Genomic DNA, 13,365 nt, shown 5'->3' with positions numbered 1-13,365 from the left:
TTTGCCACGATCCTTTAACCTCTCGTAAGGTTTTGACAGTCGCCCGTGGCGGGCGGCGCCGAGGGCGGCAGACGGCTTCAGATGGTTGATGACAATCCGGACATGATGGCGATCCGCCCTGACGAGGATGATGGCGCTGGGCCCGTATCGCAATGGCGCAGACATTGCCGTCGGCTCCTGACGTCCGGCTGCATCGCCGCCGCCGCCGTTACCAGTGCTGCCCTTCCGCTTCTGCTCGTCGATTCGGGCTTTCGCGGCTATATTTCGCAGGCCCGGATCGAGGTTATCCAGACCGCTTACGATGCCCCGGATGCTGCCCGCTTTCTGGCGATGGCGCGTCGTACGCTGCTTTCACCCTCTGGGCTCGACCGTATAACCGCCGATCTCAGGCTGAAGTCCGCCGATATGGTCGGCGTTCGCAATCAGGGCGAGCTTGGCTTGCTTTTCGAGCTTCTGACCGGCGCGGATGCGCGTCCGCTGTCTGAGCGTGAGGCGCTGAACGGCGCGGTGGGAGAAGCGATCCGGCTGGAACTTACCCCGGATGAAAACACGCTGATCGTGACCGGCAAGGCCGCGACGCCGGACGCCGCCATGCGACTGACTGACTATCTTTCGATGCGCGTCATCGCGGATGGTAAGGCCGGCACCATGACGCCCGTCATGCGCGAGACGGAAAGGGCGCGGGCAAGGCTCGATGAGGCGGAAGCGGCGCTGAACGGTTTCCAGATGCGCCACGGTGACGCGGTGATGGCCGAGGCGCAGCAGCTCGAGCAGCAGCTGCGCGACGTAAATGACAGTCTGGCGCGTAGTACCCGGCAGCAACTGTCCATCCAGACCGATCTGAAAGCGGCTTCGGCCCTGAAGCCGAATGATGTAGTTGCGAAGCCTTTGCCGGCCGGTGCGGGTTTTTCGGCGCTTGAGGATGTCAGGCAGAAGTATTCAACCGCCAGCATGGCGCTTGCTGCAGTTTCGGTCGATTACGGCCCGAAACATCCCCGTCGCATCGCCGCCCAGAATGCGGTGGATGCCGCACAGGCGCTTGCCGCCCCCGCATTGCGGCAATTGCTGGAAGGCCTGCAGGCGGATGAAAAGCGTATCTCTCAGGAGATCGCGGCCGCCAATGGCGAGCAAAAGAAGTATCTCGACCGCCTCAATGAGCTGGGTGTCGCCCCCGGCGAGTTTTCCAGATTGCAGGGGGAACTGGAAACGGCGCGAAATGCCTATCTGGAGGCAAGCGAACGCCGAGACCTGTCCGCATCCGCCACGCCCGCGGTCGAAACCCGTTTGACCAAGAAGGCGGCGCCGGGCGAGTTGACCCGCGACCTGACGCAGGCCGCCATGCTGGCGGGCGGCGGTGCGTTGATCGGCCTGCTGGGCAGTCTCTATCTCCTGAGCTATCGTCGTCACGACGAGGAAGAGGAGGGCGCATTGCTCATCGAAGAGGGCGCGCAACGTCCATCCTCCGTCGAGCCGTCGGTTGAGTCTCTGCAGATTTCTGAATTCGAACCGATAGAGCCGGCCGTGTTCGACGATCTGCAGGATCTTGCCGCAAAGGACAACATCGAGCCGGAGGAAGACGGCTTTGCCGACTATTACGGCGAGGCCGTCAATGACGACGACGACATGCCGCTGGACGAGCGCGTGCGGCAGGTGCTGATGGGCAACCGCACGGTCAGGAGCGCTGATCCAGCCCCTTACGAACTTCCGCCGCTTCTGGCTGACGCCCTTGCCGGGCACGTCGATCATGCCCAGGCCGAAGCAGAGGAACTGATGGAATTGCGACGCGAACTGGCGTTCCTGAGGGAGTGTCTTACCGATTACGCCGATCGCCGCGAAGACTACCGCAAAACAGCCTGAAAACGCCGCATTTTAGCTTGCATTCCTGTGGCGGGGGCACCATACGGAGCCGACGTAACCCAGCAGGAGCAGGACGCATGGCAGTTGTGATTGACGGGAAGGCGAAGGCGGCTTCGGTAACGGAGGCGGTCCGCAAATCGGCAGAAGCGCTTGAGGCGGAAATGGGCGTAAAGCCCGGTCTCGCGGTTGTCATCGTCGGGAATGATCCGGCCAGCCACGCTTACGTGAACTCCAAGAGCAAGATGGCCAAGCAGTGCGGTTTCAACTCCATCCAGCACACGCTGCCGGAAGAAACCACGCAAGCTGATCTTCTGAAGCTGGTCGGCGAACTGAACGCCGATGCCTCCATTCACGGCATTCTCGTGCAGCTGCCGCTGCCGAAACACTTCAATGCCGACGAGATCATCCAGTCGATCCTGCCGGAGAAGGACGTGGATGGTCTGAGCGTGCTGAATGCCGGCAAGCTCGCGACCGGCGATCTCGCCACCGGCCTCATCTCCTGCACGCCCGCCGGCGCCATGCTTCTGGTGCGCGGCATTCACGGTGACGATCTTTCCGGCCTCAACGCCGTTGTCATCGGCCGCTCCAACCTGTTCGGCAAGCCCATGGGCCAGCTTCTGCTGAATGCCAATGCTACGGTGACCATGGCGCATTCCCGCACCAAGGATCTGGCCGGCATCTGCAAGACGGCGGATATTCTCGTCGCGGCGGTGGGTCGCGCCGCAATGGTGAAGGGTGACTGGGTGAAATCGGGCGCGACCGTCATCGATGTCGGCATCAACCGCATCCCCGCGCCGGAAAAGGGCGAAGGAAAGTCGAAGCTGGTTGGCGATGTCGCCTTTGATGAGGCGAGCGCCGTGGCTGCCGCCATCACGCCTGTTCCCGGCGGCGTCGGCCCGATGACGATCGCCATGCTGATGGCCAACACCGTCATCGCCGCCCATCGCGCGCTGGGCCTGACCGCGCCGAAATTCTAAGCGGTTAGAAACGGCCGGCTACACTTTCGGGGCCGGCCCCGTCGAGGCGCGCACCACCAGTTCCGCCTTCCAGAGTTCCTGATGCGGTTCGGTCTGGTTGAGTTTGATCCGGTTGATCAGGCGCTGGCCTACGCGCACGCCCGCCGCCCGGAGCGACGAACGGGTGGTGGTGAGCGGCACGGAGAAATTATCCGGCTTCAAAAGCGGCAGCACGTCGTCATGGGCGATCAGCGAAATATCCTTGCCGGGTTTCAGGCCGCGCTGGTTGAGAGAACGGATCGCGCCGAGCGCAAGCGCGGTACTGGCGCAGAGAATGGCGGTCGGCTTTTCCGGTTGTGACAGCAACGCTTCCATGCCGAGATAACCATCCTCGTCGGTCATGCTGCTGTGTCTCTTGTTGTTCGCATGCAATGTCAGGCCATTTGCCGAAAGCGCCTTTTCCACCCCGAGACAGCGCCGATAGGTGAAATCATAACCCTCCGGGCCATTCAGAAGCCCGATACGCGTGTGGCCTAGCTGGAGGAGAAGCTGGGTCGCATCGCGAAACGCGCCCTCATTGTCCACGTCGAGATAGGGATAGTCCTCCTCCACGCCGACGGAGCGGCCATGAACGAGGAAGGGCAGGGAGAGCGACTGCAACATGGCGATGCGCGGGTCGTTCTTCTTCATATAGGCGAGATAGATGCCATCGACGCTGCCGTTTGTGGCGAGCCCCCGCAGAGCTTCGCGCTCCTTTTCCGGCTCGGTGGGCATGATCACGAGATGAAAGCCGCTGCGCGACGCCTCTTCACCGAGGCCGCTCAGGAATTCGCCGAAATGCACGTCGGAACGGTGGTGTTCGCCAATCGGCATGACAAGCCCGATGGAGCCGACCTTGCCCGTCGCCAGCCGTTGCGCTGCCGCATTCGGGCGATATCCCGTCTTTTCGGCAGCTTCCATGACGCGGCGGCGCGTTTCGGCGCTGACTTCCGGATAGCCGTTGAGCGCCCTGCTGATGGTCGTTTGCGAAATGCCCAGCAGTTGCGACAACTGTTTCAGGTTCATGTCTCTAATTTCCTCCATGCGCGCGCCTAAGAATACGGCAAAGCCTCTCCTCAATTCCCAAAGCGCTTTAGATTTTTACCAGCCTCCACTGCATTTCTCAATCGAAAAGGATAGCCGCCTTCCGAATTAAATATGACTATTTATAAGGCGCTGCAACGTTTCCGAACAAAGAGCCTCTTGACTCTGTCTTGATGACAATGAGATGAATAGACAGCCAAAGCGCTTTGATTGGAGAGGACGCTTTGAGCCTTTTATGTGATGGGAGGTAAATCACATGCAGAAGACTCTTTTGGCGACGGCTGCTGTCATGGCATTGCTGTCCAGTGCGGCCTTTGCCGCCGACCTTAAATTTGCACCCGGCGGCGACGCCAAGTTCAACTGGAAAAGCTACGAGGACTTCAAGGCGGCCCATGCCGACCTGAAAGGCCAGACGCTGACGATTTTCGGTCCGTGGCGTGGTGAAGACGAGGCCCTGTTCCAGTCGGTGCTCGCCTATTTCGCCGATGCGACCGGCGTGAATGTCCGTTATTCATCTTCGGAAAACTACGAGCAGCAGATCGTCATCGATACGCAGGCGGGCTCGCCGCCCAATATCGCCATCCTGCCGCAGCCCGGTCTTCTGGCAGATCTGGCGGCCAAGGGCTTCCTCGTGCCGCTCGGCGACGAGACCGCCAACTGGGTCAAGGAAAATTACGGCGCGGGCCAGTCCTGGGTCGATCTCGGCAGCTACAAGGGCAAGGACGGCAACAAGGCCTATTTCGCCTTCCCGTTCAAGGCGGACGTGAAGTCGCTCGTCTGGTACGTGCCTGAGAACTTCGAGGAAGCGGGTTATAAAGTGCCCGAGACCATGGAAGACCTCTTCAAGCTGACGGACCAGATCGTTGCCGATGGCGGCACGCCCTGGTGCATCGGCCTCGGCTCCGGCGGCGCTACCGGCTGGCCGGCGACCGACTGGGTGGAAGACCTGATGCTGCGCACGCAGCCGCTCGACGTTTACCAGAAATGGACGACCAACGAGGTGAAGTTCACTGATCCGGCCGTGGTCGAGGCGATCAACGAATTCGGCAAATTCGCCAAGAACGAAAAATATGTCAGCGGCGGCGTCGCGGCCGTGGCCTCCACCGACTTCCGCGACAGCCCCAAGGGCCTCTTCGACATTCCGCCGAAGTGCTACCTGCACCATCAGGCGTCGTTCATTCCCTCCTTCTTCCCTGAGGGCACGAAGGTCGGAACGGATGCGGATTTCTTCTACATGCCGACCTACGCGTCCAAGCCTGAACTCGGCAAGCCGGTTCTCGGCGCTGGCACGCTCGTCACCATCACCAAGGAAGCGCCGGCTGCCAAGGCATTCGTAGAATTCCTGCAGACCCCGATCGCGCATGAAGTCTGGATGGCGCAGTCCAGCTTCCTGACGCCGTATAAGGGCGTGAATGTCGACACCTATGCCAATGAGCAGATGAAGCGCCAGGGTGAAATCCTGACGACTGCGACCAGCTTCGGCTTCGATGGTTCCGACCTGATGCCCGGCAAGATCGGCGCCGGCGCGTTCTGGACCGGCATGATCGATTTCGTCGGCGGCAAGTCCGCCGATCAGGTCGCCGCCGATATCCAGAAGGCCTGGGACGGCCTGAAATAAAATCGGATCAGGCCCGGCGGTTTTCTGCCGGGCCTTAACCAACGGAACGGCCCCGACGACCGCATAAATCAGCGCGGCGCGGAGAGGATCAAGGGAGGGAACATGGCTCAACAACTCGTGTCAGCCATCGGCGTCATGGTGGCGGGCGTTTTTGCCTGCGCTGCCTATTATTGGCTATCCGACAAGGCGCTGCAGGCGATCTTTCCCGTACGCTCGGGAGACGTCATTCACGCATCCCGCAATCTCAATCGCCGCGCCGCCGTCCGGCCCTGGCTGTTCATTGGCCCGGCGTTGATCCTTCTGCTGGTCTATCTGGTGTACCCTGTCATCGCCACGCTGATCCTGTCCTTTTATGATCGGACCGGCAGCGAATTCGTTGGGCTTGCCAATTATCGCTGGGCGATTTTCGATGCCGGTTTCCGGCAGTCGATCTTTAACAATATCCTCTGGCTCGCTGTCGTACCGGCCGCCTGCACCTTCTTCGGCCTCGTCATCGCCGTCATGACCGACCGCATCTGGTGGGGCAATATCGCCAAATCAATCGTCTTCATGCCGATGGCGATTTCCTTCGTTGGCGCCTCGGTCATCTGGAAGTTCATCTATGAATACCGTGCTGAAGGGCAGGTGCAGATCGGCCTCTTGAACGCCGTCGTCGAATTTTTCGGCGGTAGCCCGGAAGTGTGGATTTCCATGCCCTTCTGGAACAACTTCTTCCTGATGGTCATCCTTATCTGGATTCAGACCGGTTTCGCGATGGTCATCCTGTCCGCGGCGCTGCGCGGTATCCCGGAAGAAACCATCGAGGCGGCCGTCATCGATGGCGCCAATGGCTGGCAGATTTTCTGGAAGATCATGGTCCCGCAGATCTGGGGCACCATCGCCGTCGTCTGGACGACGATTACCATTCTCGTGCTCAAGGTCTTCGATATCGTGCTCACCATGACCAACGGGCAGTGGAACACCATGGTTCTCGCCAACCTCATGTTCGACTGGATGTTCCGCGGTGGCGGAGACAGCGGCCGAAGCGCCGTCATCGCGCTCATCATCATGGCGGCCGTCACCCCGATCATGGTCTGGAACATCCGCCAGGCAAACCGCGAGATGGAGGGCCGCTGAGATGAATATCGTCAAACGTCTTCGCCGCGTCGGCCTGCCGCGCCTCATCGTCCACGCCAGCGTTCTGGTCGTCGTGCTTCTCTGGCTTTTGCCAACGCTCGGCATTCTCGTCAGCTCGCTGCGCGACAAGGACCAGATCACCGTTTCCGGCTGGTGGACGGCCTTCTCCAGTTCCGAACAGACTTCTGCGGTTCGCCTCGCCGATGCTTCCGTGCAGAAGCAGGACGGCAGCCGCTATGTCATATCAGGCAATGTTTTCGAAAACGGACAGGACGGCAAGGTTGCAGCCTTCGGCGTTCGCGTACAGGAGCCCACGGCGTTCAAAGCTGGCGAGGCGGCCGATATCGGTGACGGCGAAACGCTGCTCGTCAATACGGACGGCACCTACGAATATAGCAAGGCCTCCAGCTTTGAAGGCTCTCGCGGCAAGCGCGTCTATATTTCCGTCGCGACGCCGCCCGTCTTCACGCTCGATAATTATCGCACGGTCCTGACCTCGGAAGGCATCGGTCAATCCTTCGTCAATTCGCTTACCGTGGCGGTGCCTGCGACTGTCATCCCCATCCTCATTGCCGCCTTCGCCGCCTATGCCCTGTCATGGATGAGCTTTTCCGGCCGCAATCTCTTGATTGCCATGGTGGTGGGCCTGATCGTCGTGCCGCTGCAGATGTCGCTGATCCCGCTTCTCAGGCTCTATAATGAAATCGGCACCATCTTCGGCGTGCCGTCCAAGACCTATGCCGGCATCTGGCTGGCGCACACCGCTTTCGGCCTGCCGCTCGCCATCTACCTGCTGCGCAACTATATTTCCGGCCTGCCGAAAGAGATCATCGAAAGCGCTCGTGTCGATGGCGCGAGCGACTTCGAAATCTTCGTCAAGATCATCCTGCCGCTGTCCTTCCCGGCGCTCGCCTCCTTCGCCATCTTCCAGTTCCTGTGGACTTGGAACGACCTGCTCGTTGCCATGGTCTTCCTCGGCACGCAGAAGAACGAGCTGGTATTGACCGGTGCGCTCAACGCGCTGCTCGGTTCGCGTGGCGGTAATTGGGAAATCCTTACCGCCTCGGCCTTCGTCACCATTGTCGTGCCGCTCGGCGTCTTCTTTGCCCTTCAACGTTATCTCGTGCGTGGCCTGCTCTCCGGCTCCGTCAAGGGAGGCTGATAATTCCATGAACGCCCATACCAGACAGGATGAGACAATGACCGCTTCGGTGACTTCCGCTTTGACGCCCAACAAGGATTGGTGGCGCGGCGCTGTTATCTATCAGATCTATCCGCGCTCCTATCAGGACTCCAATGGCGACGGCATCGGCGATCTCAAGGGCATCACCGACCGGCTGGCGCATATTGCCGCTCTCGGTGCCGATGCGATCTGGATTTCCCCCTTTTTCACCTCGCCGATGAAGGATTTCGGATACGACGTCTCGAATTATGTCGATGTCGACCCGATGTTCGGCACGCTTGCCGATTTCGACGGGTTGATTGCCGAAGCCCACCGCCTCGGTATTCGCGTCATGATCGATCTCGTTCTGTCGCACACCTCGGACCAGCATCCGTGGTTCGTGGAAAGCCGCGCCAGCCGCAACAATCCCAAAGCGGATTGGTACGTCTGGTCTGACGCCAAGCCGGATGGCACGCCGCCCAACAACTGGCTGTCGATCTTCGGTGGTTCGGGCTGGCAGTGGGACCCGACCCGCATGCAATATTACATGCACAACTTCCTGACCTCGCAGCCGGACCTCAACCTGCATAATCCGGAAGTGCAGGAAGAGCTGTTGAACATCACCCGTTTCTGGCTGAAGCGCGGCGTCGACGGTTTCCGCCTGGATACCATCAATTTCTATTTCCACGACCTTGAGCTGCGCGACAACCCGGCGCTGGCTCCGGAGCGCCGCAATGCCTCCACGGCACCTGCCGTTAATCCCTATAACTTCCAGGAACATCTCTACGACAAGAACCGCCCGGAAAATATTGCTTTCCTGAAGCGCTTCCGCGCGGTGCTGGACGAGTTTCCGGATATCGCCGCCGTGGGTGAAGTCGGCGATAGCCAGCGCGGTCTCGAAATCGTCGGCGAATATACGTCGGGCGATGACAAGATGCAGATGTGCTACGCCTTTGAATTCCTCGCACCGGACGCGCTCACCCCGCAGCGCGTTGCCGATGTGCAGGCGGATTTTGCGAGAGCCGCGCCGGAAGGCTGGGCTTGCTGGGCCTTCTCCAACCACGATGTCGTGCGCCATGTCAGCCGTTGGGGCGAGCATGTCGAAGATAAGGATGCCTTCGCCAAGGTGCTTTCGGCGCTGCTGATGACGCAGCGCGGTTCCGTCTGCATCTATGAGGGCGAGGAACTCGGCCTCACCGAAGCCGATATCGCGTTCGAGGATTTGCAGGATCCCTATGGCATCCAGTTCTGGCCGGAATTCAAGGGGCGCGACGGTTGCCGCACGCCGATGGTATGGGATGCCGGTCATGCGCAGGCCGGTTTCTCGACCGCCGACAGGACGTGGTTGCCCATTCCGGCCGAGCATAAGCAGCGCGCCGTCAGTGCCCAGCAGGGTAATGAAGCATCAGTGCTTGAGCACTATCGCCGTTTTCTGGCTTTCCGCAAAAAACACCCCGCTTTTGCCAAGGGCGGTATCGAATTCCAGCCGGTTGAGGGCGAAGTGCTGAGCTACACCCGCACGCTCGGCAACGAAACCGTGCTATGCCTCTTCAATCTCGCCGCAACGCCGGCAAAGGCCACGCTGCCGGAAGGGAACTGGGAGGTTCTTGAAGGCCACGGCTTTGCAAGCGGTCTTGAAGGCAGAAGCGTAGAACTTCCGGCATGGGGCGCATTCTTCGCCCGTTACGCCTGACAGATGAGGGAGGAACACCCATGACAAGTCTCGTTCTCAAGGATATCCGCAAATCATACGGGCAGGTGAAAGTCCTGCACGGCATCGATCTTTCGATCGAACAGGGCGAATTCATCGTTTTCGTCGGTCCGTCCGGCTGCGGAAAATCGACGCTGCTGCGCATGATCGCCGGGCTGGAGGAAATCACCGGCGGCGAGATGTTCATCGATGGCCAGATCGTCAACGAAATCCCGCCCTCGCGTCGCGGCATCGCCATGGTGTTCCAGTCCTATGCGCTCTATCCGCATATGACAGTTTACGACAACATGGCCTTCGGCATGAAGATCGCCAAGGAAAACAAGCAGGAGATCGACCGCCGCGTGCGCGCCGCCGCCGAAATCCTGCAGCTGACGCAATATCTGGAACGTCTGCCCAAGGCTCTGTCAGGCGGCCAGCGACAGCGTGTCGCCATCGGTCGCGCCATCTGCCGCAACCCGAAGGTCTTCCTGTTCGATGAGCCGCTTTCGAACCTCGATGCGGCGCTGCGCGTCGCTACCCGTATCGAGATCGCCAAGCTCAACGAGCAGATGGCCGATACGACGATGATCTACGTCACCCATGACCAGGTGGAGGCGATGACGCTGGCTGACCGTATCGTGGTTCTGAATGCCGGCCGCGTGGAGCAGGTCGGGGCGCCGCTCGAACTTTACGAGAACCCGGCCAATCTCTTCGTGGCGAAATTCATCGGCTCGCCGGCCATGAACATCATCGAAGGGAAGATCGTCGGGACCGGCGAGCGGACGTCGATCGAGCTGGCCGGCGGCAAGACGCTTGCCGTCGATGTTCCGACCCCCGCATCCGAACAGGGCAAGGCCGCAAGCTTCGGTGTGCGGCCGGAAGATCTGAGCATCGTCACCGGTGATGATTATCTTTTCGAAGGGAAAGTGTCGATTGTCGAGGCTCTGGGCGAGGTGACGCTTCTGTATCTCGAAGCGCCGAAGGGCCAGGAGCCCATCATCGTCAAGGCACCGGGCATTGTCGCGGTCGCCAAGGGGCAAACCCTGCGTTTCGCCGCGCCGCAGGAAAAGCTTCACCTCTTTAATGCCGAGGGCAAGACTTACCGCGTCTGATTGCAGTCGCCCCCCAAAACACCCCGGAACGTCCTCGTTCCGGGGTTTTCCTGAGCTTTTTACGGCTGTGGAAAAATGACGGAAATGTCCCGCTCTCGGTCTGTTTAAGCCTGCGCTGATATGAATTGTTAAAGACTATGGCCTAGTCTCGATCCATTGATCGAGCATGGGAGTCTGGGCGTGCAGAGCGGTACGGGTGTCATCAGGAACCATTACCTGAGCAAGGAAGAATCCTTCATGTATGACCGCGAAAACCGGTTCCGCATGGAAGATACCATGAATGCGGCACGCATCGAATATACCGAAAAGGCCGTGATGCACATGGCGGCGCGCCGCTGCGATGTCATCCGCATCTCCCAGACCGAAGCGGTGCTGGCGCTGCTGACGAAATACAATCTGCCGAACCAGTTCTATCTCGATATTCCCGACGCCCGCATCACCAAGATCGGCTGCGTGATGTTGCGCGTCAACGCCAATAACACGATCCACGTCCGCTTCCTGCGCATGCTGACACAGAAGGAACTGGACCGCATCTTCGTGTTCAGCACACACCCGGCGCACAAGGACCGCAAGCTCGATATCAGGTCGTTCTGAGACCATCTGCGGATCGGCGAAAATGGTTTAACCGGCTGTTTCGACCGTCCGCATCACCCCGTGTCATATCCTGCCGTTGCTAACTATTATCACTGGATGATATAGGTGGTGGAAAGGATATGGCTATGGCAAGCAGTGCAAATCTCGGTCGTCATCTGGAAACTTACGTCTCAGACCTTGTGAAGTCGGGGCGTTATAATTCTCGCAGCGAGGTGTTGCGGGAGGGCGTTCGGCTGGTGGAAGAGCGTGAGAAGAAACTCGCCGTTCTTGATCTGGCAATTGCGCGCGGAGTCGCAGACGCAGATGCGGGACGCGTGACGCCAATCAAGGACGTTGCATCGCAACTTAGCGCGAAGTACCGAAAAATTGCGGAAGAAAGCGGGCTGTGATCGTCGTTCTCACCGACGAGGCCAAGGCAGGCCTTGAACGCATCGGTGATTTTATTGCGGCTGATAATCCGCGACGCGCAGAAACATTCGTTGTCGAGTTGCTGGACCGATGTTCAAGACTGGCGGAGATGCCTCGTGCTTACCCGCTGGTGCCCCGTTACGAGCAAACCGGTGTTCGTCGCCGTCCCTATGAAAACTATCTTGTTTTTTATCGTGTTACCGAAACACGGGTGGAAATTCTGCACATTCTGAACGGTGCACAGGATCACGAGTCCATCCTCTTCCCGCAAGACTGATTCACACATCGATCCCGAAAACGCGGCATGAATCAAGAATTTGCAGGCTCGCGACTGTCTCTGCCTTCGATGCCTGTGAGCTTAAGAAAGCCCGCCCAGAGCAGTCTGCTTCAGCTTTACATCCGGCACCTCGGTGAAGGTCAGATCGCCGCGACCGAAATAGGATTTCTGGTTGGTCGCGGACCAGTCGTTGCAGACCAGCTTGTAACGCTCTTTGTTTTCCGGCTTTTCCGGCATGGCGTAGAGATAGTCGCCGGTGCGTGCGGCGAGCGGAATGTCGCCATCCTGGTTGCATCGCTTGAGGATTTGCGCAAGCGCCTCGCCGTCCACTTCCGTCACCATCAGCTTGCCGTCGAAACGCAGCGATGCGTTGAAATCATAACGGCGAATATCGCCCTCAGGCAGGCCCGCACCGAAGGAGGTGTGGCCGACGAAACCGACATCTGCGCCGGTTTTTGCGGCGATAAGCTGCGCCACATGGCGGCCCGCCTCGTCGACGGTCATCGCCTTCGCCGATTTGCCGACAACTTCCCGTTCTTCCGAGGTCAGGTGCTTTGCAAGCGTCTGCTCGATCAGGGCCTTGAGGGCAGGGGATGCCGGAGCGGCGCGATCAATGGCGATCGTCTCGATGGCCGCAGCCTTGCCGGGTGCCGCAATGGTCGCCACCGTCATGGAGGTGCACCATGAGCCGGTATGGACATAGCGGGTGGCGCCCTGTTCATGCACGAAATTCAGATGGTCATGGCCGCCGACAAGCAGCGTGCCATCCGGCAGCAGCGGCAGGATATCGCGGTCGGCGACGACGCCGGCATGGCTGAGAACGATATTGATCGCGTCCGGTTTGACGATACCGGGAAGATTGGCCTTGGCCCATTCCACGGGTTGCGGAATGTCGAGCATTTCGCGCGTGGCCTTCGGGTAGGTGTTGATCGCATTGGTGGCGAGGCCCGCCACGACGACCCGCTGCTCCCCGACGCTCACCTCGACGCGATCAGCCGCATAGGGTTTGCCGCTGCGCTTGTCGATGATGTTGGAAAGCACGGTGATGCCGAGCGCGCCGGCGCGGCTGACGAAATTGGCAAGATCATTGTCGATATCGGGTTCATGATTACCGATATTGATGACCGTGGGGGCGAGCTTGGCGAGCGCCGCAAGGAAGGTCCATTCGATTTCGCCGGCAGACCGTGTGGCCACCGCGTTGCCGAGCTCGAAAAGGTCGCCATTCAGCAGGATGATGTGGGGCGTCTTGTCGGCGGCGATGCGCGTTTCGATGGCCGCGAGAAGCTGGCCGATACGCTCATAGGCCGAATGCAGGTCGGAGATGACGATCGCGCGAAGGGCTACATCCTGCGCCATAACGGGCGTCGCCGCCACCAGCAGCGGCAGCATGGCGGTGCCTGCCATAAGCTTCAGCACGTCGCGGCGTTTGCTTGAAAAAATCGTCATGTCATTGCCCCATCATCCGAAACTGCGCCGTCGTCCCACGGTCGGC

At 59.8% G+C, this 13,365-nt stretch carries 12 protein-coding genes; 10 read left to right on the top strand and 2 right to left on the bottom strand.

Annotation, left to right across the window (positions count from 1 at the left end):
- Window positions 1-81: 81 nt before the first annotated feature.
- Window positions 82-1,857: a hypothetical protein gene (locus AGR1_RS10660; protein WP_149146893.1), complete on the top strand. Its 1,776-nt coding sequence runs from the start codon at window positions 82-84 to the stop codon at window positions 1,855-1,857.
- A gap of 77 nt (window positions 1,858-1,934) precedes the next feature.
- Complete coding sequence (gene folD, locus AGR1_RS10655; protein ID WP_080791354.1) at window positions 1,935-2,834, top strand: bifunctional methylenetetrahydrofolate dehydrogenase/methenyltetrahydrofolate cyclohydrolase FolD; 900 nt, start codon at window positions 1,935-1,937, stop codon at window positions 2,832-2,834.
- A gap of 18 nt (window positions 2,835-2,852) precedes the next feature.
- On the opposite strand, the gene AGR1_RS10650 is transcribed toward folD, so the two are convergent.
- Window positions 2,853-3,878, bottom strand: coding sequence for a LacI family DNA-binding transcriptional regulator (locus tag AGR1_RS10650; protein ID WP_149146892.1), 1,026 nt, complete (start codon window positions 3,876-3,878; stop codon window positions 2,853-2,855).
- Between the two features lie 274 nt (window positions 3,879-4,152).
- On the opposite strand from AGR1_RS10650, the gene AGR1_RS10645 reads away from it, so the two are divergent.
- The 8 genes from AGR1_RS10645 (at window position 4,153) to AGR1_RS10610 (ending at window position 11,873) form a co-directional block, all read left to right on the top strand.
- Window positions 4,153-5,514 (top strand): ABC transporter substrate-binding protein, encoded by a 1,362-nt coding sequence (locus AGR1_RS10645; RefSeq protein ID WP_149146891.1) that lies wholly within the window; start codon window positions 4,153-4,155, stop codon window positions 5,512-5,514.
- 102 nt (window positions 5,515-5,616) lie between these two features.
- Window positions 5,617-6,630, top strand: coding sequence for a sugar ABC transporter permease (locus AGR1_RS10640; protein WP_077983385.1), 1,014 nt, complete (start codon window positions 5,617-5,619; stop codon window positions 6,628-6,630).
- A 1-nt stretch (window position 6,631) separates the two neighbouring features.
- Entirely contained in the window at window positions 6,632-7,792 is a 1,161-nt protein-coding gene (locus AGR1_RS10635; RefSeq protein WP_080791350.1) for a carbohydrate ABC transporter permease, read from the top strand.
- A 37-nt stretch (window positions 7,793-7,829) separates the two neighbouring features.
- On the top strand, window positions 7,830-9,485 hold the full coding sequence (locus tag AGR1_RS10630; RefSeq protein ID WP_149146890.1) for an alpha-glucosidase family protein: 1,656 nt from the start codon (window positions 7,830-7,832) through the stop codon (window positions 9,483-9,485).
- Window positions 9,486-9,505: 20 nt separating this feature from the next.
- Entirely contained in the window at window positions 9,506-10,594 is a 1,089-nt protein-coding gene (gene ugpC, locus AGR1_RS10625; protein ID WP_149146889.1) for a sn-glycerol-3-phosphate ABC transporter ATP-binding protein UgpC, read from the top strand.
- Between the two features lie 237 nt (window positions 10,595-10,831).
- Window positions 10,832-11,188 (top strand): hypothetical protein, encoded by a 357-nt coding sequence (locus tag AGR1_RS10620; RefSeq protein WP_162927527.1) that lies wholly within the window; start codon window positions 10,832-10,834, stop codon window positions 11,186-11,188.
- A 125-nt stretch (window positions 11,189-11,313) separates the two neighbouring features.
- Window positions 11,314-11,577 (top strand): type II toxin-antitoxin system ParD family antitoxin, encoded by a 264-nt coding sequence (locus AGR1_RS10615; RefSeq protein WP_149146888.1) that lies wholly within the window; start codon window positions 11,314-11,316, stop codon window positions 11,575-11,577.
- On the top strand, window positions 11,574-11,873 hold the full coding sequence (locus AGR1_RS10610) for a type II toxin-antitoxin system RelE/ParE family toxin (RefSeq protein WP_149146887.1): 300 nt from the start codon (window positions 11,574-11,576) through the stop codon (window positions 11,871-11,873). Before AGR1_RS10615 ends, AGR1_RS10610 begins: the two co-directional genes overlap by 4 nt.
- Before the next feature lie 81 nt (window positions 11,874-11,954).
- Here AGR1_RS10610 and AGR1_RS10605 read toward each other — a convergent pair whose 3' ends face one another.
- The gene (locus AGR1_RS10605; RefSeq protein ID WP_149146886.1) at window positions 11,955-13,319 is read right to left on the bottom strand and encodes a metallophosphoesterase; all 1,365 of its coding nucleotides are present in this window, start codon (window positions 13,317-13,319) and stop codon (window positions 11,955-11,957) included.
- Window positions 13,320-13,365: the final 46 nt, after the last annotated feature.

The sequence above is a fragment of the Agrobacterium sp. B1(2019) genome (assembly GCF_008274755.1).
Classification (GTDB): Bacteria; Pseudomonadota; Alphaproteobacteria; order Rhizobiales; family Rhizobiaceae; genus Agrobacterium; species Agrobacterium salinitolerans.
Note: the sequence above shows the minus strand (reverse complement) of the source record. Positions and strands in the feature narration are given on the sequence as shown.